Source organism: Ideonella aquatica (genome assembly GCF_018069755.1).
Classification (GTDB): Bacteria; Pseudomonadota; Gammaproteobacteria; order Burkholderiales; family Burkholderiaceae_C; genus Ideonella; species Ideonella aquatica.
This window is the reverse complement of sequence record NZ_JAGQDE010000010.1, coordinates 162,772-183,402: the sequence shown is the minus strand read 5'-3', so window position 1 is coordinate 183,402 and position 20,631 is coordinate 162,772. Positions and strand designations below refer to the sequence as shown.

Sequence of the window (20,631 nt, the reverse complement as noted above, 5' to 3'; positions counted from 1 at the left end):
CTTCATGGCCATGGTGATCACCGTCAAAACCCCTGCCACTAAATGCAGCAGGGTAGGTCTCTCACCCTGGTCAGTTTTGAATCGGCACTACGCAGCTTTGCTGGTCAGTTTTCGGTCGGCGGCAACATGCAACTTGCGACCCGTGCAGTTCGTGAGGACGATGGCGCGTGCTTCAGTTATTGAGCTCATACTGGCCGCCGGTTCGGAAGTAACTGCAGGTCCAGGCGGGTTGAACCGTATCAGTTACTGCAAGACCATGGCCTTCCCTCTGTTGGGGGAGCTCTGAACCCAGCGCGGATCGGCCGGTAGCACCACCTGTCCGAGAGGATGGTGTGCCTGAGGATGGGTGATCAATTCCGTCGGCCTGGGGCCACGGTGTGCGTCTGCACATGTCGGCTGCCAGCCAGCATCGGAACGCCACTGCGCAGTAGCTGGAGACAGGGCACGAGGTACGACGCCGCGCCGGAAGCAGCTTGGGGCGCCAGTCTGAGGCGACCAAGACTGCTGCGATGCGCGCTCAGGATGCCGAAGATCTTGCCGATCCGACGACATGTGTAAATGCCTGTCGCTAAACGACATTCTTGACTCCCAGTCGCTCGTCTTGCCGATCTTTTTGCCGACAGCATTGCGACAAGTCACGCAAGCCATGGGTGGTGTTTCGAACCCGCAGCGTGGCCTCGCACCCATGGCTCGGCACACGGTTGCTTCATGTCGAAAAATTGGTTGAATTTCGACATGTTCTGGCATCATGTCGATCGGACGAACACGTCCGGAGACACAGGTCGATTCCAGGGCCTTCCATCGACATATGGCATTCGATCCGTCCAAGCCCTACAACGACCTTCCCGCGCTGCCGCCGATGGTCGATGTGGAGTCGCGGGCTGTCCTCAAGGCATGCATCTCGGCGCGCGCTGCGGTCGGCGAGTTGAAGGCCGCCGGGCAGTTGATCCCGAACCAAGGCGTGCTCATCAACTCCATCCCGCTGCTTGAAGCCCAGGCCAGCAGCGAGATCGAGAACATCGTGACCACCACGGATCAGATGTTCCTCTTCGACGGTGTCAGCGAAGGTGAGGCAGATCCGGCCACCAAGGAGGCGCTGCGCTACCGCACCGCGCTGTGGGAGGGCTACCAGGCGCTCAAGACGCGCCCGCTGTCGACGAACACCGCCGTGCAGATCTGTCGCGCGATCAAGGGCGTCGACATGGACATCCGCAAGACGCCCGGCACCACCCTCAGCAACGACCGCACCCGGCAGGTCATCTACACACCCCCCGAGGGCGAGGGGCTGCTGCGCGAGAAGCTGGCCAACTGGGAGCAATGGATGCACGGCACCTTGCCGGGCTCCGCGGATATCGACCCCCTCGTGCGCATGGCAGCGGGCCACTACCAGTTCGAGGCCATCCACCCGTTCACCGACGGCAACGGCCGCACTGGGCGAGTCCTGAACCTGCTCTACCTGGTCGAGCAGGGCCTGCTCGATATCCCGGTCCTCTATCTCAGCCGCCACATCCTGCGCCACAAGGCCGACTACTCCAGCGGCCTGCAGTCGATCACAGAAACGGGCGCGTGGGAGCCCTGGTTGCTCTACATGCTCACCGGTGTGACCGAGACGGCCCGCTGGACGATGCACAAGATCGTCGCCGTGCGCGGTCTCCTGGAGGAGACCACAGAACGGATGCGACGTGATGCCGGCAAGATCTACTCCCGCGAGCTGGCCGAGCTGGTGTTCGTGCGGCCCTACTGCCGGATCGCACACGTCGTGGAGGCAGGGCTGGCCAAGCGCCAGACCGCCAGCACCTACCTCAAGGAACTGGCGGCCATCGGCATCCTGCGCGAGCACAAGGTGGGCCGGGAGAAGATCTTCCTCAACCCGGCGTTCATCGAGCTGCTCAAGCGCGACTGAACGACGCTGGGCGCGCCCATCGGCGCTCGGCCGTCACACCCCCACCAAGACGCCCACCGCCGCATTCACCGCCACCCTCTGCGCCTCATTGCACTCCGCCACGCTCGTGCGCGCACTGTCCGGATACACCTCGGTGGTGGTCACGAACCGCGCCCCGGTCATCCCCCCGCACAGCCCCAGCGCCCGCTTGGCATAGGCGATCACGCCGGGCCGCAGCATGGGTGAGCCGATGAGCCTGCCGCTGTCGTCGGGCTCGGCGATGTGGGTGACCTGGCGCACGGCGTGGATCACCGCTTCCTGGAAGTCCAGTTCGGGCCGGTCGGTGTCGGCCACCAGGTAGAAGCCGTCGGGGATGGGGTGGAGGTCGGGTTGCTTGCCGTCGCGGGCGGCCTTGGCGGGTTCGAACTCGCTGTTGTCGGTGTCGGTGGTTTCGTGCAGGTCGATGTGCAGGTCCACGCGGGGGGCGTGGCGGGCCACGCAGGCCAGGGCCCAGGCGGCTTCGGGGACGGGGCTGTCGGGGCGGAAGTGGCGGTTGGGGTCCAGCGCGGCGGGGTTCCAGCGGTTGATGGTTTCATAGCCCCAGGGGCTGATGCAGGGCAGCAGCAGGATGTTGACCTGCGCGGCGTGGCGCGCAAAGTCCAGCGCCAGCCAGCGCAGCGCGCCTTGCACGCCGCTGGTCTCGTAGCCGTGCACGCCGCCGGTGACCAGCACGGTGGGGCGGTCGTCGCGCCAGGTGCGGCTGCGCACGGCGCGCAGTGGGTAGCACGCCAGGCCCAGCGCGCTGTGGTCCAGCGTGCCGCAGTCCAGCAGTTCAGTCTCAGGCGGCAGGTGGGCCTGCAGCGGGGCCAGCACCTCTTGGGCGTAGCTGCGGCGCAGTGGCTGGCGGGCCAGCCAGGCGGCGCGCTCGGCGGGGCCCCAGGGCGTGCCGGGGGTGCCGATGGGATAGGGCGAGGTTGGGGACAGGCTCACGGGGCACTCCGGAGGGGGTGAAGGGGCGTGTCTACGCGGTGGAGGGCGCCAGCCGCGCGGCGAAGCGGCCGTCGCCGCTCAAAGGGATGATCAACCGCTGCGTGGCCCGCGTGGCGGCCACGTAGAACAGCCGCGCTTCCTCGGCCTCGTCCTGGTCGGGCGCGGGCATCTGGCCGGCGCCGCACAGCGCCACCACCGGAAACTCCAGCCCCTTGCTGACGTGCATGGTCAGCAGCTTGATGGTGTCGGCCAGCGGGTGGAAGCTGCCGCTGCCCTGGCGCACCTCGTGCGGCAGGCGGCGGTGGCGCAGCACGGCGGCGCAGCGCTCCATCTGGGCGTGGTGGCGGCACAGGATGGCCATGTCGCCCCAGGCGTGGCCTTCCTGGTGGGCGGCGCTGAGCAGTTCGGCCAGCTTGACGGCCTCGTCGCGCAGGCTGGGCAGGCGGATGATCAGCGGCTCGGGGCCTTCGCGGCCGCAGCTGACGGGGTGGATCAGCGGCACGCCGTCGTCGGCGCTGTCTTCGGCGGTCAACAGGTCGGCGGCCACCAGGCTGGCGGTCTGCAGGATCTGCCGGGTGTTGCGGTAGTTGATCTTCAGGATGGTGGTGCGGCCCTGGGCCTGGATGCCCAGGCTCTTGAAGCTGAAGCCCAGGCTGCGGCGGCGCTGGTAGATGCTTTGCGCGTCGTCGTACAGCACCAGCAGGCTGTTGGTGTGGGGGTCCACCATCTGTGCGGCCAGTTGCAGCCAGGCGGGCTCGAAGTCGTGGCCCTCGTCGATCATCACCGCCTGGTACTGGCCCGAGGGGATCTGGCCGCGCGCCACGCCGCGGATCACGCCTTGCACCATCTGCTCGAACAGTTCGGGGCCTTGCGGTGGCAGGGTCTGGCCATAGGCCACCAGTTGCTGGCGGCACCAGCGGTGGAAGTTGCGCACCTGCACCTGCTCGGCCAGGCCCTTGGCCTGCATCAGCGCCTCCAGCTTCACGGCCAGCGGCTGGTTGTAGCAGAGCACCAGGATGGGCTTGGCGCCGGCGGCCGCGCGCGCCAGGTGCTCGGCGCGGTAGCTCAGGATCATGGTCTTGCCCGAGCCGGCCACGCCGTGGATCACGCGGTGGCCGTCGCCCAGGCTGCGCGCCAGCTGCTCCTGCTGCAGGTCCATCACGCGCATGATGTCGGGCAGCTCCTCGGGCGCGTCGGCGGGGGTGTCGAACAGCGCCAGCTGCGGGTCCACCCGCACCTCGGGGAACAGGATCCAGCGCACGCGGTCGATCTGCGGCAATGACAGGGCGCCGCGCATCAGGATGGGGAACATGCCCCACAGCGCGCTTTGGAACTCTTCGGGCTCCACCGCGGCGGTCATTTCGTCGCTGCAGATCACCCTGTGCGGCTCAATGGCGCGGTGCAGTTCGGCGGCCATGAACTGCTTGCGGGTGATGTGGGTGAAGAGGGCGCCGTAGCTCCACGGAAAAGCCAATGAGCCATCCGGCCGGGTCAGGCGCGCATCGCGGGCCAGCGCGTCGGCCACCTGGTGCGCGTAGTGGCGCGCCTGCTCGATGGGGTTGGGCACGCTCTTGGGCGCACCGTGGACCAGGATCTCCCAGGTCTGCTTGCTGGCACTGACGATGGTCTCCAGCCGCCAGTCCTTGACCTCCAGGATCAGCAGCCCGCGGCGCGGGTGCAGCACCACGAAATCGGGGTGGGCATGGCGCGGGCCCACCGGCACGTCGTACCAGACCAGGTAGTCGCCGTCCAGCTTGGCCTCCAGCCGCTCGGCGGTGCGGCGCTCGCCCGCCGTCATGCGTGAGACGCAGGTGCTGAGGGCGGGGATGACGGTGGCCATGGTCGACGGAAACGGCACGAAGACCGTGATTGTCCTCCCCCCACACCACGTCGCCGCGGACGGAATGGTTCCGGCAATCGGTTATGGTGGACGCATACCCACACCCGTCAGGAGCCGCCCGATGGCCAAGCCCAACTACTCGTTCGAGAAGCGCCAACGCGAATTGGCCAAGAAGCAGAAGAAGGAAGACAAGGCCCAGCGCAAGGCGTCCCGCGGGACCGAGGGCGCGGCCGGGGCCGAGGCGCTGGACGATGACCGCGACACGCCGCAGGGCAGTGCGGGCGGTGGCGTCGGCGGCGATGGCGATGGCGGCGGCGGTGGGGGCGATTGAGGCCCGCCGCGGCCTGTCCGAATCCCCCAGGCCACCCACCTCGACCGGGCTGAGGTGGCTTTGCTACAATGTCCGGTGGTGGTTGCGCTTTCGCTTTCCTGAGCAACACCCCGAGGCCCGTGCACCGCTCCCATCGGCGCGCCGCCCCGCAGGCCCTGGCGCCATCCCGGCCCCCTGCACCTCCAGGCAAGCACGTCTGGCTCATCGACCCTGTCGGGCGCTCACTGCAGCGTCCTTCGTGACAGCAGGGTCCTGAACTGAACACCCGCCGCCAGCCCCCTAGAAATCGGGTGGCCTGGAGCCCCGGCGAACCACGGCAGGCCGCCGCGCGCAGTACGCACCGCCTGTCCAGTCACGATAATCACAAGACATGTCTCTCCAGTCTCTTTCGGTGGGCCGCTTCCTGCTGTCCACCGTCACCCGCCGCACCGATTGCGGCCAGTTCGCCGCCTCGCTGTCGATCCGCAGCGGCAGCGGCACGGGCACCCACGACCGGGTGTTCCGCTTCATTCCCCTGTTCCCGTCCCGGCGCGCCGCCCAGCGCTATGCGCTGGCCCAGGGCCGCGAGTACCTCGCGCTGCCTGCCCTGCCCGCCTGACCCCTCACACCGCAACCAAGGAAGCCCCACATGGCCAAGGAAGAACTGATTGAAATGCGCGGCAAGGTCGATGAAGTCCTGCCCGACTCGCGGTTTCGCGTGACGCTGGACAACGGCCATCAGCTGATCGCCTACGCCGGCGGCAAGATGCGCAAGCACAGCATCCGCGTGCTGGCCGGCGACACCGTGTCGCTGGAGCTGTCGCCCTACGACCTGAACAAGGGCCGGATCACCTTCCGGCACCTGGCGCCGCGCAACCACGGCTGATCCCCCGGCCGCCGAGTGATCCGGCCGTGACCCATCCGCTGCGCACCTACCGCGGCAGCTGCCATTGCGGTGCCGTCCGCTTCGAGGTCGACACCGACCTGCCGGAGCTGACGATGTGCGACTGCTCGATGTGCAAGCGCCGCAACGCGCTGATGGTCAAGGTCCATGAGTCGCAGTGGCGGCTGCTGGCCGGCGCCCAGGCGCTGACCGAATACCAGTTTCACACCCACACCGCCCGGCATTTCTTCTGCCGGGTGTGCGGCATCTACCCCTTCCACCGCAAGCGGGTGACGCCAGACTTCCTGGGCATCAACGTGCACTGCCTGGAGGACATCGACCTCAGCGGCGTGCCGGTGCGCCAGGCGGTGGGCGCGGCGATGCCCTGAGGCGCCTCAGCCGCCGCCCGGTTCAGTACAGCAACCAGGGCCGGCAGACCAGGCTGGACCACTCCGCGTTGGCCGGCGAGTTGAACTGGCGGAACACCTCGACGCCGGTCTCGGCGATGCCGCTGTGCACGCGGGCGCCTGGTGGCGCGGGCAGGCGGTGGTTGTCCACCGCGCAATGGATCATGCGGCTGGCCGGGCCGTCCTGGCCCGGTGCGGCCAGGACCTCGGTGATCAGCGCCACGTGGCCGTAGTCGGCCCCGGGGTTCGAGCCATACACCAGCAGGTCGCCCGGGCGGCCCACCAGGTCGCGCCCGGTGCTGACCACGCGCATGCGCTGCTGCTTGTGGCGCGCGTCCTGGTGCATCCAGTCGGTGTTGCGGTGGCCGCGTGCTTCGCCCAGGATCCACCACACCAGGCCGGAGCAGTCGCAGGCGGGCATCGGGCCCAGCGTCCAGGGGTCGATGCCCAGTTGGTGGGCCATCTCCCGGGCCTTGTTGTACTGCTCGCCCTCGCCGCGGCCCAGGTCGATCTGGTCCTGGCCATGCGGCGTCGGGCTGGCGGGGTCCCGGCCGCCCTGGCCCAGAAAGTACAGCGTCGGCAGTTGCTGGGCGGAGCGGGCGCGGGTGACCAGGTGGTCGGCAGAGACAGTGGGCATCGCAGTCGGGCAGCAGAAGATGCCCGATTCTTCGCGCTTCCCGGCCCGACTTCGTCATCCATTCTGTGGAGCCGCAGCCCCGCCTCAGCCGTTCGGGCCATGCCACCCGCGGGCGTTTCGCGCCATCATCGGCCTGCGCTCAGAGCGCGCGGCGGGCTGGGGTGTGGTCCGGCGCAGAGGGAGTACAAGAAAGTGCAGTACCTGGTGCGGTGGGTGGGATGGTGCCTGATCGGGGGATGGTGGCTGTGGGGCGCGCAGCCGGCGCTGGCGGCCGCTGACGGTGATGGTGTGCAGACGCTGCGTGCCGCGCAGGTGCTGCTCAGCACCGACGACACGCGGCCCGCGCCCGACGATGCGCGCTGGCAGCCCGACGCGCTGCCGGCCTACTGGTCGGCGCCGGCGGCGTGGTTCCGGGTGGAATTCGAGGTGCCCGACCGCTTGCCCTCGCACGCGCTGTACCTGCCCTTTCTGTATGGCGGCGGCTCGATCTGGCTGAACGGGCACCACATTGCCGAGGTCAATCGCAGCGCGCCCGGCCTGCGCGTGCGCTGGGAGCGGCCGCACCTGCTGCTGCTGCCGCCGCAGCTGCTGCGCGCCGGCCGCAACGAGCTGATGATCCACGCCTCGGCCGCGCACTACCCGCCCAAGACCATCCTGCCGCGCCTGGGCATCGGGCCGGTGCAGGCGCTGCAGACGGCGTTTGAGTGGCGATCCTTCGTCACGCGGGCCATGCCGGTGATCGCGATTGCGCTGTGCCTGGCCGGCGGCTCGGTGGCGCTGTTCGTGTGGTGGCGGCGGCGCTCGGAGGTGGTCTACGGCTACTTTGGTCTGGCTGCGCTGTCCTGGGCATTCCGCTCCACCACCTTCACGATCGACACCTGGCGCGACGACCTGTGGGACCTGTGGCGCCTGCTGTACTACCTGGGCACCGGCGGCCTGGTGATCGGGCTGTGCCTGCTGGCGCTGCACCAGGCCGGCTGGCTGCGGCCGGGACTGCGCCGCGCGCTGCTGGTCTACTGGGTGGTGGGGCCGCTGGCCTACCTGGTCGGGACCGACCGCCTGGCCGATCTGGTGTGGGTGACCGGCCTGCTGCCGCTGGGTGCCGTGGCGCTGGTGGCGGCCATCGCCGGCGCCTTCAGGCGGCGCAACCTGTCCAGCACGGCGATCGCGGTGACGCTGCTGATGACCTTCCTGGCCGGCGCCCACGACATGCTGCTGGCACGCGATTCGCCGCTGCTGCTGCAGAGCTTTCCCGAGTGGTCGGCGCACCGCTTCTTCCTGCTGCACCACGCCGCCAACCTGATGCTGGCGGTGATGGGCGCCACGCTGGCCGAGCGCTTTGTGCGCTCGCTGCACGCGCTGGAGCGGGCCAATGCCACGCTGGAGGCACGGGTGCAGGTGCGCGAACACGAAATCGCCCAGAGCTACCACCGCATCGCCGCCCTGGAGGCCGCGCGCGCCGCCGCCGACGAGCGCCAGCGCATCATGCAGGAGCTGCACGACGGCCTGGGTTCGCAGCTGTTTGCCGGCCTGGCGCAGGCCGAGCGCGGCGACCTCAGCGGCGAGCAGATGGCCGGCCTGCTGCGCGACTCGATCGCCGAGATGCGCCTGGCCATCGATGCGCTGACCTCGGGCCAGGATGACTTCCGCGCGGTCTTCGGCAACTTCCGCTACCGCTGGGAGCCGCGGCTGCGCGACTTTGGCGTGCAGGGCCGCTGGATCTTCGACCTGCCCGAGCAGCTGCCGCCGATCGAGCCGCATGCCGCGCTGCAGCTGCTGCGCATTGCGCAGGAGTCGCTGACCAACGTGATCAAGCACGCCCGCGCGCGCACGGTGGAGGTGCGGCTGGCGCTGCGCGACCGCCAACTGCAGCTGACGGTGCAGGACGACGGCCGCGGCCTGGCAGAACCGGCCCGTGGCGGCCACGGCCTGCGCAATATGCAGGCCCGCGCTCAGCGCCTGGGCGCCCAGCTGCAGATCGGCGGCGGCCCGGGCGGCACCCGCGTGGCGCTGCAGCTGCCGGTCACCTGATCAGGCCCAGCTGGCGCGCCTCGAAGACCGCTTCGGTCTTGTTGTGCGCACCCAGCTTGCCGTACACGCCGCGCACATGGGTGCGCACGGTGGACACGGCCACGCCCAGTTGCGCCGCCACCTCCACATAGGTCAGGCCCTTGGCCACCAGGTCCAGCACCTCGGTCTCCTTGCTGGTGAGCGGCTCGATCTCGTGCGCAAGCGCCGGGGCGGCCGGGCGGCCGCGTTCGGCATCGCCCTGCCAGCGACGCAGCATCTGCCGCGCGATCAGTGGCGAGATCGGCGAGCCGCCGGCGTGCAGGTGCTGCACATGCTCGACCAGCTCGCGGTCGGAGCCGTCCTTCAGCAGGTAGCCCGAGGCGCCGGCCTCGAAGGCCTGCAGCATGTGGCGCTCGTCGGCGAACATGGTCACCACCATCAGCTGGCAGTCGGGCTGCAGCTGGTGGCAGGCGGTGATCACGTCGACGCCGTCGCAGTCGGGCAGGCCCAGGTCCACCAGCATCACGTCGGCGCGGTGCAGGCGCATCCAGGCCACGGCCTCGGCGCCGGTGCCGAACTGGCCCGCCAGCTCGAAGCTGGCCGTGGCCAGGATGGCCTGGCTCAGGCGGTGGCGGATGGCCGGGTCGTCTTCGACCAGGGCCACCCGGATCGGGCGGTCGGGGGCGTCGGTGGGCATCGGGGGATTCTCGGGCCGGGCGATGGCGGGGCCAGCGCACAGCCGCGATGTTGGCTCAACCGGGGCCGGGCGCTTCGTCAAAACTGACGACGGGTTCAGTCCGGTCCCGTCAGCGCGCGGGCCTGCTCGCCCCACTGCAACACCGGCACAAAGCCCGGCGGCACCGGCAGGGCGGCCAGGCGCGCCATGGCGGTGGCAAAGCCCACCAGCGGCCAGGCCACGGGTTCATCGGGGGCGCCGCCCAGGCCGATCGCCAGCCAGGTCTCGCTGGCCAGCGCCACCGGCGCCAGGGCCTGCTGCATGCGCTGCAGCAGCGGATCCAGCGCGGCGCGCGCGGCGGCCGGCGCCAGCGGCGCGGGCAGGCTGTCCAACGCCTGCTGGGCCTGCCGCGCCAGCGCCTGCAGGCGCGACGGCGCCAGCACCGTGGCCGCCAGGCGCTGCGCGATCAGGTACTGGCGTGTGCCGCGGTCGGCCACGCCGCCGCTGTGGGCGGCCGCGATGTTCACGTTCCGGGCCACCGCGGCCACGCTGTAGCGGTCCACGTAGCGCTCGGGAAAACGGCGCAGCCAGGCCAGCAGCGCGTGGTCATCGGCGCCGCCGGCCAGGTCGCGCAGGTCGGCCACCGGGTCGTCCGAGAACAGCGCGTCAGCCGTGTAGCGGCGCGCAAAGACCGGCAACAGCGCCGCCAGCGCGGTGCGGTCCACCGCCTCGGCGGGCTGCTCGGCAAAGTGCTGCCACTGCGCGGGCGTCAGGTGCAGCGGCCAGGCCAGGCTCAGACCGCGCCAGTCGGCGCTGTCCAGCGCCGCCGGGTCCAGACCCAGCCAGTCGCCCAGGCTGCGCCGCGGCGCACCGTGGGCCAAAGCCAGGTCGTCCAGCAAGGCCTGCACGCGTTCACGCGAGGCGCGGCCTTCATGGGCGGCGATGAAGCCGCCGTCCAGCGACGCGGCCAGGCGAGGCACACCGCCCTGGGCCGGTGGCAGCAGCGCCAGTTGCACGCCCAGGCGCGCGCTGCGCTGCTTCCAGCGGTGACTGATGGCGGTTTCAACCGCGGCCTCGGCCTGCGCGCCGATCAGCTCGCCACTGCCCAGCGCGCTGCGGATCTGCAGGTGGCGCGACCAGTGGGTGTGGCTGCCGATCGGACTGTCAGGCAGATCCAGGCTCAGGCGCTGCTCAGCCAGGGTCTGCGCGGTGGCCTGCAGCCAGCCGCTGGCAGAGCGCACGCCACCGTCGGCGCCGGCCTGCTCGAGCAGGGGGCCCACGCGCTGCAACTGGCCGCTGCACAGCGCCTGGTGCAGCTGCTGCGTGGCGGCCGAGGGCGGCGCCTGCAGTGCGTAGTGCAGCGCCACCATCGCCTCGTCGCTGCGCTGCTGCTGCCACTGGCCAGCCACGGTCAGTGCCAGGCGCTGGCGCTGGGCCTGCTGCAGCGCCTGCTGCAGCTGCTGACGCTGCGCGGCATAGCGCTGCAGCGCATGGCGGGCGGCCTGCAGCGCGCTGGCGCTGTCCAACGCATCAGGCAGCGCATCGAATTGCGCGCCCAGCGCGCCCAGGCGGTCGAGCACCGCCTGGCGGCCGGCCCCCTGCAAGGCGGGCAGCAAGGCCTGAAGAGACTGCTGCAGGCGGCTGCGCGCGGCGGCCTCGGCACGCCGTGCCAGGGGCGCCAGTCGATCACCCCAGGCGGCACGCTGGGCCGCCGGCAACGGCAGGCCTTGAAGCAGCCTGGGCCACCAGGCGGGGTCGGCCGACTCAGGCATCAGCAGATCAGGCAGAGCCTCGTCCAGGGCCTGGCTGAGCTGCTCGCGCCAGTGGGCCACCCAGGCGGCACGCTCGGCCAGCGGGCCGTCAAAGGCCTCGTCGGCCAGCGTGGCCAGCGCATCGGCGGCGGCCTGGCCAGGACGGGTCAGGGTGTCGAGCAGGGCGCTGTCGACCGCGCCGCTGGCGCGCTGCAGCGCGCGCTCGGCCTGGGCAGCCAGCTCGGCCACGTTGGCCGAGGCGGCCAGGGTCAGGGCAGCCTCCTGGGTGCGCGTGCCGCGGTCGTGCAGGGCCAGCGCCAGCAGGGGTGTGCCATCGTCACCGTGGCCGGGCGCCAGTGTCAGCTGCCACAGGCTGTCGCGTTGCGCGCGCCAGTCGGCGGCCAGGCCCAGCGACAGGCCGACGCGGGCGTCCTGGCCATCCAGCGCCACGCTCCAGCCCACGGCGTCCCACTGGCTGCGCAGCTGCAGCCCCAGCCGGGCCTGGCCTTCCCATTGCAGCTGCAGGCCCTGCCAGTGGCCTTGCCGGGCCAGCGCCAGCAGCGCGGACAGGTCGTGCGGCCAGGCCAGGCTGGCCGCGGTGTCGCGCAGCGCCTCCAGCAGCGACTGGGTCGGGTCCACGGCCTGCTGCCAGTGAACGCTCAGCCGCTGCGTCAGCGCGGCGTCGGCGCCCAGGCTGACCCAGGCGGCGCGGGTGTCGGCGTCGGCCTGGGTCTGCAGCGCCAACAGCAGGCTCAGCGCGATCGTGGCGCGGCCATCGGGCAGATCGGCCAGGCGCGCCACGCCCAGGCGCGCATCGGCCGCCAGGCTGGCGCGGGCCTGGGCGCCGGCGGCACCTGTCCAGTCGGTGGTGTGGTCGGTCTGCAGCAGCGGCAGCGCCAGCGGGGCCGCGCCGGGCGCCAGGTGCCCCACCGGCTGCAGCACAGCGGCCCAGGGCAGCTGATCGTCCAGAGCGGCCAGCGCGGCCGGCAGGACCTGGTCGGGCTGGGCTCGCCAGCGCTGCAGGGTCTCAAGGATGCCCGGGTCCAGGCGGATCAGCGAAGTCATCGCGGCGTCTCCCCCCGTCGGCGAATCGGTGCCGACTGCGTGGCCAGTCTATGCCCCGGGGCAGCGCGGCGCGGGCCCTACATCAGGGGATGCGCGGCGCACCGGGCGCATCCGGTTTCGGTGCACCGGCACGCCGAATCGGCGCAGTGCGGGGGTGGATTCGCACTGCGCCAGTGCGTGATCCGGCAGTGAACGGGCCGCAGCGGCTGGTCCGCCGCTTGCTTGTATACCGACCGGGACACCAAGCTGAGCACCGCCATCCGGCGGTGCCGGTACGCAACACACCTCAGGAGTGCACAGATGACGCGTTCACCATGGAATCGCCGCGAGTGGCTGCAACACCTCGGTGCCGCCGGCGCCGGCCTGGCCACCGCCGGCTGGAGCGGCCTGGCCGCGGCCCAGAAGCCGCTGAGCGTGGGCTTCATCTACGTCGGCCCGCGTGACGACTACGGCTACAACCAGGCCCACGCCGAGGCCGCCGCCATGGTCAAGAAGATGCCCGGCATCAAGGTGGTCGAGGAGGAGAACGTCCCCGAGACCAACGCGGTGCAGAAGACCATGCAGGGCATGATCGCGCAGGACGGCGCCTCGCTGCTGTTCCCCACCTCCTTCGGCTACTTCGACCCGCACATCCTGGCGCTGGCGCCCAAGTTCCCCGACGTGCGCTTCGCCCACTGCGGCGGCCTGTGGAACGAGGCCAAGCACCCGAAGAACGCCGGCAGCTTCTTCGGCTACATCGACGAGTGCCAGTACCTCAACGGCGTGGTGGCCGGCCATGTCACCAAGAGCAAGAAGCTGGGCTTCATCGCCGCCAAGCCGATCCCGCAGGTGCTGCGCAACATCAACGCCTTCACGATGGGCGCGCGCAGCGTGAACCCGGAGATCACCACCACGGTGATCTTCACCGGCGACTGGAGCATGCCGGTCAAGGAAGCCGAGGCCACCAACAGCCTGGCCGACCAGGGCATTGATGTGTTCACGATGCACGTGGACGGCCCCAAGGTGATCGTCGAGACCGCCGCCAAGCGCGGCAAGTTCGTCTGCGGCTACCACGCCAGCCAGGCCAAGCTGGCGCCCCAGGCCTACCTGACCGGCGCCGAGTGGAACTGGATCACCGCCTACAAGACCATCATCGAGGCCGCGCAGGCCGGCAAGCCGCACCCGAACTTCGTGCGCGGCGGTCTGAAGGACGGCTTCGTCAAGAGCAGCGCCTACGGCCCCGCGGTGCCCGAGGGCGCGCGCAAGCAGGCCGAGAGCGTGCGCGCCGCGATGCTCAAGGGCAGCTTCGACATCTTCAAGGGCGGCCTGAAGGACAACACCGGCAAGCTGGTGATCCCGGCGGGCAAGACCTTCAAGCAGACCGACCTGGAGCTCGAAGGCATGAACTACCTGGTCGAAGGCGTGATCGGCAAGGTCTGATCGCCACGCGCAGGCCACACCATGTCCACGCCCCGCTGGCACGCCCCCGTCGAGAGCCTGCTGCTGCCGCTGCTGGCGCTGGGCGGTGCGCTGCTGATGTTCGGCGCCTTCGTCCGCCTGGGCGGCAGCGACCCGGTCGAGGCCTGGACGCTGCTGTTCAAGGGCGCGTTCGGCGACGCCTTCAGCTGGCAGAACACGCTGCAGCGCGCCGCGCCGCTGATGCTCACCGCACTGGCGGTGGCGCTGCCGGCGCAGGCCGGGCTGATCGTCATTGGCGGCGAGGGCGCGCTGGTGCTGGGTGCGCTGGCCTGTGCCGGCCTGCCCTACCTGGTCGCGCCGCCCGACGGCCTGTTCGGGCAGACCTTGATCATGGCGGCCGGTGCGCTGGCCGGGGCAGCCTGGGTGGCCTTGTCGGGCGCACTGCGGCAGTGGCGCGGCGTGAACGAAACCATCTCCAGCCTGCTGCTGTCCTACATCGCGATCGCGCTGTTCAAGCACCTGGTCGAGGGCCCGATGCGCGACCCGGCCAGCCTGAACAAACCCTCCACGCTGCCGCTGCCCGAAGCCCTGCGCATCGGTCCGATCGTGGGCGAGCAGGCCTTCTCGTCGTGGCTGGGGGATGTGCATTGGGGCCTGGTGGCCGGCCTGGTGCTGTGCATCGTGGCGGGTGTGTGGCTGAGCTTCAGTGCCTCGGGCTTTGCGCTGCGGGTGGTGGGCGGCAATGCGCGCACCGCGCGCCTGGTGGGCCTGCCGACGAATGCGCTGGTGCTGCTGGGCTGTGCGCTGGGCGGCGCCTGCGCGGGTCTGGCCGGCGCGATCGAGGTGGCCGCGGTGCACACCGCGGCGAATGCCTCGGTGATCGCCGGCCTGGGCTACACCGGCATCCTGGTCAGCTTCGTGGCGCGCCACAACCCCTGGGCGATCCCGCCGGTGGCGGTGCTGTTCGGCGGCTTTGGCGCGGCGGGCAGCCTGCTGCAGCGCCGGCTGGACCTGCCCGACGCGTCGGTGCTGGTGCTGCAGGGCTTTGCCTTCGTCTTCATCCTGGCCGCCGAGGCGCTGCGCGGCCGGCTGTTCAGCGTGATCCGCGCACGGCCCCGGCCGGCGGCGCCGGTGGTCCCGGAGGCGGCATGAGCGACGGTGCGATCGGCGATCTGCTGCTGGCCGTGATCGGCGGCGCGGTGCGGGTGGGCACGCCCTTCCTGTTCGTCAGCCTGGGCGAGTGCCTGACCGAGAAGAGCGGGCGCATCAACCTGGGCCTGGAAGGCGTGCTGGTGTTCAGCGCGATGGCAGGCTTCGGCGGCGCCTACCTGAGTGGCTCGCCCTGGCTGGGCGTGCTGCTGGCCGGCAGCTGCGGCGCGCTGCTGGCGCTGCTGCACGGCCTGCTGTGCTCGCTGCCGCGGGTGTCGGACATCGCCACCGGCATTGCGCTGATGCTGCTGGGCTCGGGCCTGGCCTTCTACCTGGGCAAGCCGCTGATCCAGCCGCAGGCGCCGCAGATCCCCTCGCTGCCGCTGGGCGCCTGGAGCGACTCGCCCGCGGTGCAGTCGGCACTGGCCATCAATGCGCTGTTCCCGCTGGGCGTGGCGCTGGCCGCGCTGCTGGCCTGGGGCCTGCGCCACACGCGCTGGGGCCTGGTGGTGCGCATGGCCGGCGACTCCAGCGATGCGGCACGCGCGCTGGGCTATTCGGTGAGCGGCGTGCGCATCGCCGCCACCACGGCCGGCGGTTTCATCGCCGGGCTGGGCGGCGCCTCGCTGTCGCTGTACTACCCGGGCAGCTGGAATGAGGGCCTGTCCAGCGGCCAGGGCCTGATCGCGGTGGCGCTGGTGATCTTCGCCCGCTGGCACCCCTGGCGCTGCCTGGGCGCGGCGCTGCTGTTCGGCGGCGCCGGCGCCATCGGCCCGGCGCTGCAGAGCGTGGGCATCAGCGGCGGCTACTACCTGTTCAACGCCATGCCCTATGTGCTGACGCTGGCCATCCTGGTGGCCACCTGCTCGCCCAGCCGCACGCTCAAGGGCGCGCCGGCCGAGCTGGGTGTCTCGCGCTGACCTGAAAGGACGAACCGACCATGCCCACCCTCCGCTCCGTGCCCTACGCCTGGCCGTACGACGGCCAGGTCACGCCGCAGAACACCGCGCTGGTGATCATCGACATGCAGACCGACTTCTGCGGCGTCGGCGGCTACGTGGACACGATGGGCTACGACCTGTCGATGACGCGCGCGCCGATCGAGCCGCTGACGCGCCTGCTGGCCGAGGCCCGCCGCACCGGCCTGCACGTGATCCACACCCGCGAAGGCCACCGCCCCGACCTGTCCGACCTGCCGGCCAACAAGCGCTGGCGCAGCCAGGCGATCGGCGCCGGCATCGGCGATATCGGCCCCTGCGGCCGCATCCTGGTGCGCGGTGAACCCGGCTGGGACATCATCCCCGAGCTCTACCCGATCGCCGGCGAGCCGATCATCGACAAGCCCGGCAAGGGCAGCTTCTGCGCCACCGACCTGGAGCTGATCCTGCACACCCGCGGCATCCGCAACCTGATCCTCACCGGCATCACCACCGACGTGTGCGTGCACACCACGATGCGCGAGGCCAATGACCGCGGCTTCGAGTGCGTGATGCTGTCCGACTGCACCGGCGCCACCGACCGCGGCAACCACGAGGCCGCGCTGAAGATGATCCAGATGCAGGGCGGCGTGTTCGGCGCGGTGTCCGACTCGGCCGCGGTGCTGGACCTGCTGGCCGGCTGGTGAGCGCGATGACCGCGCTGTCGCTGCAGACCTTCGAGCTGGGCAAGCGCTTCGGCAGCTTCACCGCGCTGCAGGGCGTGAGCCTGGCGGTGCGGCCCGGCACGGTGCACGCGCTGCTGGGCGAGAACGGCGCGGGCAAGAGCACGCTGGTCAAGTGCATCGTCGGCTACCAGCGGCCCGACGAGGGCGCGGTGCTGGTGGACGGCCGCGAGCAGGACATCCACTCGCCCACCGTGGCGCGCGACCTGGGCCTGGGCATGGTCTACCAGCACTTCACCGTGGTGCCGGGCATGACGGTGGCCGAGAACCTGCTGCTGGCGCGCGGCCGGCTGCCCATGCGCATCGACTGGCGCAGCGCCCGCGCCGAGCTGGCGGCCTTTCTGCAGACCACGCCGTTCAAGCTGCCGCTGGATGCCACGCCGCTGGACCTGTCGGCCGGCGAGAAGCAGAAGCTCGAGATCCTCAAGCAGCTGTTCCTGAAACCCCGCCTGCTGATCCTGGACGAGCCCACCTCGGTGCTGACCCCGCAGGAGGCCGACGAGGTGCTGGGCGCGCTGCGCGAGCAGGCCCGCTCGGGCGCCTGCTCGGTGCTGATGATCACCCACAAGTTCCGCGAGGTGATGGCCCACGCCGACGATGTCAGCGTGCTGCGCCGCGGCCGCCTGGTGCACAGCGGCGCGGTGGCCGGCACCACGCCCGCCGCGCTGGCCGAGGCGATGGTGGGCGAGGCCCAGGGCGCGCTGGCCGTGGGCGAGCGCAGCGACCGGCTGGAGCAGCCGCCGGGCGAAACCAAGCTGGCGATCGACACGCTGGTGGTGATGGGCGACCGCGGCGAGCCCGCGGTGCGCGGCCTGGACCTGCAGGTGCGCCGCGGCGAGATCGTCGGCGTGGCCGGCGTCAGCGGCAACGGCCAGCGCGAGCTGATGCAGGCGCTGACCGGCCAGCGCGCGCGCCTGTCGGGCCGGGTGCAGGTGGATGGCCGCGCCTTCGGGGCCCGCCGCGGCGAGAACCGCCACCACCGCGTGCGCAGCCTGCCGGAAGAGCCGCTGGCGAACGCCTGCGTGGGCGCGCTGAGCGTGGCGCAGAACATGGCGCTGCGCCACTTCGACGAGCGGCCCTGGTCGCGCGCCGGCTGGGTGCGCTGGGGCGCGCTGCGCGCGCGGGCGCGGCAGTGGATCGCCGAGTACGGCGTCAAGACCCAGGGCGAGCGCGCGGCCATCCGCACGCTCTCGGGCGGCAACGTGCAGCGCGCGGTGCTGGCGCGCGAGCTCGACGGCGAAGCCGAGCTGCTGCTGGTCAGCAACCCGGTCTTCGGCCTGGACTTCGCTGCGGTGGCCGAAATCCACGGCCGGCTGATGGCGGCGCGCAACCGCGGCGCCGCGGTGCTGCTGGTCAGCGAGGATCTGGACGAGCTGCTGTCGCTGGCCGACCGCATCGTGGTGATGAGCGAGGGCCGCGTCGTCCACGACACGCCGGCGCGCAGCGCCAGCCGCCAGTCGCTGGGCGCCTACATGGGTGGACGTGCCCATGGCCCGCAGGAGACGCACGCATGATCCGCCTGGCCGCCACCCCCTTCGAGTACCCGTTCGAGCTGGCGCACACCGCGCTGGTGATCATCGACATGCAGCGCGACTTCGTCGAGCCCGGCGGCTTTGGCGAGACGCTGGGCAACGACGTCACCCGGCTGCAGGCCATCGTGCCCACGGTGCGCCGCGTGCTGGACGCCTGGCGCGCCGCCGGCGGCCGTGTGCTGCACACGCGCGAGGCGCATGCGCCCGACCTGTCCGATTGCCCGCCCGCCAAGCGCCTGCGCGGCGCGCCCACGCTGCGCATCGGCGACACCGGCCCGATGGGCCGCATCCTGGTGGCCGGCGAGCCCGGCAACCAGATCATCCCCGAGCTGGCGCCGCGGCCCGGCGAGTGGGTGATCGACAAGCCCGGCAAGGGCATGTTCTGCGGCACCCAGATCGATGCGCTGCTGCGCAGCCACGGCATCAGCCACCTGGTCTTCATGGGCGTGACCACCGAGGTCTGCGTGCAGACCTCGATGCGCGAGGCCAATGACCGCGGCTATGACTGCCTGGTGGTGGAAGACGGCACCGAGAGCTACTTCCCTGAATTCAAGACGGCCACACTGGCGATGCTGACCGCGCAGGGCGCGATCGTCGGCTGGAGCGCGCCATCGGCCACCCTGATCGCTGCGCTGACCGCATGACCCGCCCCCTGCACACCATCGCCGACTGGCGCCGCGCCTACGATGAGGGCGCCGAGCCGCTGCCGCTGTACGGCGCGCTGCTGGCGCGGCTGTCGGCCCAGGACCCGGCCTGGATCACCCGCGCCAGCTGCGCCGTGATCGAGGCCCAGCTGGCCGCGCTGCCGCCGCGCAGCGCCGCACTGCCGCTGTGGGGCGTGCCCTTTGCGGTGAAGGACAACATCGACGTGGCGGGCCTGCCCACCACCGCCGCCTGCCCGGCCTTCGCGCACGAGCCCGCGACCAGCGCCACCTGCGTGCAGCGGCTGCAGCAGGCCGGTGCGGTGTGCATCGGCAAGACCAACCTGGACCAGTTCGCCACCGGCCTGGTGGGGACCCGTTCGCCCTATGGCGCGGTGCCCAACAGCTTCGATCCGGCGTTTGTCAGCGGCGGCTCCAGTTCGGGCTCGGCGTCGGTGGTGGCGCGCGGCCTGGTGCCCTTCGCGCTGGGCACCGACACCGCTGGTTCGGGCCGCGTGCCGGCGGGCTTCAACCACCTGGTGGGCCTGAAGCCCTCACCCGGCCGCGTGCCCATGGCCGGCGTGCTGCCGGCCTGCCGCACGCTGGACGTGGTCAGCGTCTTCGCGCTGACCGTGGCCGACGCCGCCGAGGTGATGGCCTGGATCGAGGGCGCCGACGACGAACCGCGCTTCGCCTGGCCCGCGCTGCAGCCGCCCTGGCTGGGCGGCGCGCACCCTGCGCTGCGCCTGGGCGTGCCCGACCGCCCCGGCTGCGACAGCGCGCTGGGCTGGGACCGCGCGTTCGACGACGCGCTGGCGCGCGCGCGCAGCCTGGGCGCCGAGACCGTGCCACTGGACTTCGGCCCGCTGTTCGAGGTGGCCGAGCTGCTCTACGACGGCCCCTGGGTGGCCGAGCGCCACAGCGTGGTGGCCGACCTGATGGCGCGCCAGCCCGAGGCGCTGGACCCCACGGTGGCCGCGGTGATCGGCGCCGCCACCCGCTACAGCGCCGACGATGCCTTCCTGGGCCGCTATCGGCTGGAAGAACTGCGCGCCCGCCTGGCGCCGCTGTGGCAGCAGGTGGACGCGCTGCTGGTGCCCACCGCGCCCACCTGCCCCACGCTGGCCGCGGTGGCGGCCGAGCCGGTGCGGCGCAACAGCGAGCTGGGCCGCTACACCAACTTCGTCAACCTGCTGGGCTGGTCGGCGCTGGCGCTGCCGGCCGTGCTGCCCGAGGAGGGCGGGCTGCCGTTCGGCATCACGCTGATCGGCCCGGGCGGCGCCGATGCCGCGCTGATCGACTGGGGCCTGCGCTGGGAGGCCGCCGGCCCCGATCAGTTGGGCGCCCGGCTGCGTGCGGCGCGCGCCGACGACCGCACCCCCGGCCGCCGACCACAGGCCGCGCCCACGCTGGCGCTGGCGGTGGTGGGCGCGCACCTGCAGGGCCTGCCGCTGCACGGCCAGCTGGTCGAGCGCGGCGCGCGGCTGCTGGCGCGCACCACCACGGCCGCACGCTACCGCCTGCATGCGCTGCCGGGCAGCACGCCGCCCAAGCCCGGGCTGGCGCGCGTGGCCGACGGGCAGCCCGGCCACGCGATCGCGCTGGAGGTCTACGAACTGCCGCAGGCGGCGCTGGGCTCCTTCCTGGCGCTGATCCCGCCGCCGCTGGGTCTGGGCAATGTCGAGCTGGCCGACGGCCGCTGGGTCAAGGGCTTCATCTGCGAGGGCGCCGCGCTGCAGGGCGCACCCGACATCAGCGCCTTCGGCGGCTGGCGCGCCTACCTGGCGCGGGGGCGCTGAG

Annotated in this window: 18 protein-coding genes; 13 read left to right on the top strand and 5 right to left on the bottom strand. The window is 71.5% G+C overall.

All coding sequences use genetic code 11. The features are described from left to right. The first annotated feature begins 808 nt into the window (after window positions 1-808). Complete coding sequence (gene fic / locus KAK06_RS13190) at window positions 809-1,903, top strand: protein adenylyltransferase Fic (RefSeq protein ID WP_210802572.1); 1,095 nt, start codon at window positions 809-811, stop codon at window positions 1,901-1,903. A gap of 33 nt (window positions 1,904-1,936) precedes the next feature. On the opposite strand, the gene KAK06_RS13185 is transcribed toward fic, so the two are convergent. Together KAK06_RS13185 and KAK06_RS13180 are read right to left on the bottom strand one after the other, a co-directional pair. Beyond that, window positions 1,937-2,872 (bottom strand): M14 family metallopeptidase, encoded by a 936-nt coding sequence (locus KAK06_RS13185; protein WP_310741084.1) that lies wholly within the window; start codon window positions 2,870-2,872, stop codon window positions 1,937-1,939. A 31-nt stretch (window positions 2,873-2,903) separates the two neighbouring features. Then, window positions 2,904-4,712, bottom strand: coding sequence for a DEAD/DEAH box helicase (locus KAK06_RS13180; RefSeq protein WP_210802582.1), 1,809 nt, complete (start codon window positions 4,710-4,712; stop codon window positions 2,904-2,906). A gap of 121 nt (window positions 4,713-4,833) precedes the next feature. Between KAK06_RS13180 and KAK06_RS13175 the strand changes: the two genes are divergently transcribed. The 4 genes from KAK06_RS13175 to KAK06_RS13160 all read left to right on the top strand — a co-directional run bounded on the left by KAK06_RS13175 (window position 4,834) and on the right by KAK06_RS13160 (window position 6,294). Next, on the top strand, window positions 4,834-5,043 hold the full coding sequence (locus KAK06_RS13175; protein ID WP_210802584.1) for a hypothetical protein: 210 nt from the start codon (window positions 4,834-4,836) through the stop codon (window positions 5,041-5,043). A 370-nt stretch (window positions 5,044-5,413) separates the two neighbouring features. Then, window positions 5,414-5,641 carry a hypothetical protein gene (locus tag KAK06_RS13170; protein ID WP_210802571.1) on the top strand — a complete coding sequence of 76 codons (228 nt, stop codon included), beginning with the start codon at window positions 5,414-5,416 and terminating at the stop codon, window positions 5,639-5,641. Between the two features lie 30 nt (window positions 5,642-5,671). After that, window positions 5,672-5,908, top strand: coding sequence for a translation initiation factor IF-1 (gene infA / locus KAK06_RS13165; RefSeq protein WP_210802570.1), 237 nt, complete (start codon window positions 5,672-5,674; stop codon window positions 5,906-5,908). A 26-nt stretch (window positions 5,909-5,934) separates the two neighbouring features. Further along, window positions 5,935-6,294, top strand: a complete 360-nt coding sequence (locus tag KAK06_RS13160; RefSeq protein ID WP_210802569.1) for a GFA family protein — start codon at window positions 5,935-5,937, stop codon at window positions 6,292-6,294. 22 nt (window positions 6,295-6,316) lie between these two features. Here KAK06_RS13160 and KAK06_RS13155 read toward each other — a convergent pair whose 3' ends face one another. Beyond that, complete coding sequence (locus KAK06_RS13155; RefSeq protein ID WP_210802568.1) at window positions 6,317-6,949, bottom strand: CHAP domain-containing protein; 633 nt, start codon at window positions 6,947-6,949, stop codon at window positions 6,317-6,319. 213 nt (window positions 6,950-7,162) lie between these two features. Here KAK06_RS13155 and KAK06_RS24565 point away from each other — a divergent pair, with 213 nt between their 5' ends. Beyond that, window positions 7,163-8,980 (top strand): sensor histidine kinase, encoded by a 1,818-nt coding sequence (locus KAK06_RS24565; RefSeq protein ID WP_210802567.1) that lies wholly within the window; start codon window positions 7,163-7,165, stop codon window positions 8,978-8,980. Here KAK06_RS24565 and KAK06_RS13145 read toward each other — a convergent pair. Then, window positions 8,973-9,656 carry a response regulator gene (locus KAK06_RS13145; protein WP_210802566.1) on the bottom strand — a complete coding sequence of 228 codons (684 nt, stop codon included), beginning with the start codon at window positions 9,654-9,656 and terminating at the stop codon, window positions 8,973-8,975. The two genes, KAK06_RS24565 and KAK06_RS13145, sit on opposite strands and share 8 nt — an antisense overlap. Before the next feature lie 95 nt (window positions 9,657-9,751). Continuing rightward, window positions 9,752-12,451, bottom strand: coding sequence for a hypothetical protein (locus tag KAK06_RS13140; RefSeq protein ID WP_210802565.1), 2,700 nt, complete (start codon window positions 12,449-12,451; stop codon window positions 9,752-9,754). 300 nt (window positions 12,452-12,751) lie between these two features. Between KAK06_RS13140 and KAK06_RS13135 the strand changes: the two genes are divergently transcribed. Genes KAK06_RS13135 through atzF form a run of 7 tightly spaced genes read left to right on the top strand, consistent with a single transcriptional unit; the run spans window position 12,752 to window position 20,630 of the window. Then, window positions 12,752-13,870: a BMP family ABC transporter substrate-binding protein gene (locus tag KAK06_RS13135; RefSeq protein ID WP_210802564.1), complete on the top strand. Its 1,119-nt coding sequence runs from the start codon at window positions 12,752-12,754 to the stop codon at window positions 13,868-13,870. A gap of 21 nt (window positions 13,871-13,891) precedes the next feature. Next, window positions 13,892-15,001, top strand: a complete 1,110-nt coding sequence (locus tag KAK06_RS13130; RefSeq protein WP_210802563.1) for an ABC transporter permease — start codon at window positions 13,892-13,894, stop codon at window positions 14,999-15,001. Continuing rightward, on the top strand, window positions 14,998-15,918 hold the full coding sequence (locus KAK06_RS13125) for an ABC transporter permease (protein WP_210802562.1): 921 nt from the start codon (window positions 14,998-15,000) through the stop codon (window positions 15,916-15,918). Before KAK06_RS13130 ends, KAK06_RS13125 begins: the two co-directional genes overlap by 4 nt. Before the next feature lie 20 nt (window positions 15,919-15,938). Further along, window positions 15,939-16,622 (top strand): biuret amidohydrolase, encoded by a 684-nt coding sequence (gene biuH, locus KAK06_RS13120; RefSeq protein WP_210802561.1) that lies wholly within the window; start codon window positions 15,939-15,941, stop codon window positions 16,620-16,622. 5 nt (window positions 16,623-16,627) lie between these two features. Continuing rightward, window positions 16,628-18,172, top strand: a complete 1,545-nt coding sequence (locus tag KAK06_RS13115) for an ABC transporter ATP-binding protein (protein ID WP_210802560.1) — start codon at window positions 16,628-16,630, stop codon at window positions 18,170-18,172. Continuing rightward, window positions 18,169-18,834 (top strand): cysteine hydrolase family protein, encoded by a 666-nt coding sequence (locus KAK06_RS13110; protein WP_210802559.1) that lies wholly within the window; start codon window positions 18,169-18,171, stop codon window positions 18,832-18,834. The genes KAK06_RS13115 and KAK06_RS13110 overlap by 4 nt, the downstream gene beginning before the upstream one ends. Then, window positions 18,831-20,630, top strand: a complete 1,800-nt coding sequence (atzF, locus tag KAK06_RS13105; RefSeq protein ID WP_210802558.1) for an allophanate hydrolase — start codon at window positions 18,831-18,833, stop codon at window positions 20,628-20,630. The genes KAK06_RS13110 and atzF overlap by 4 nt, the downstream gene beginning before the upstream one ends. Window position 20,631: the final 1 nt, after the last annotated feature.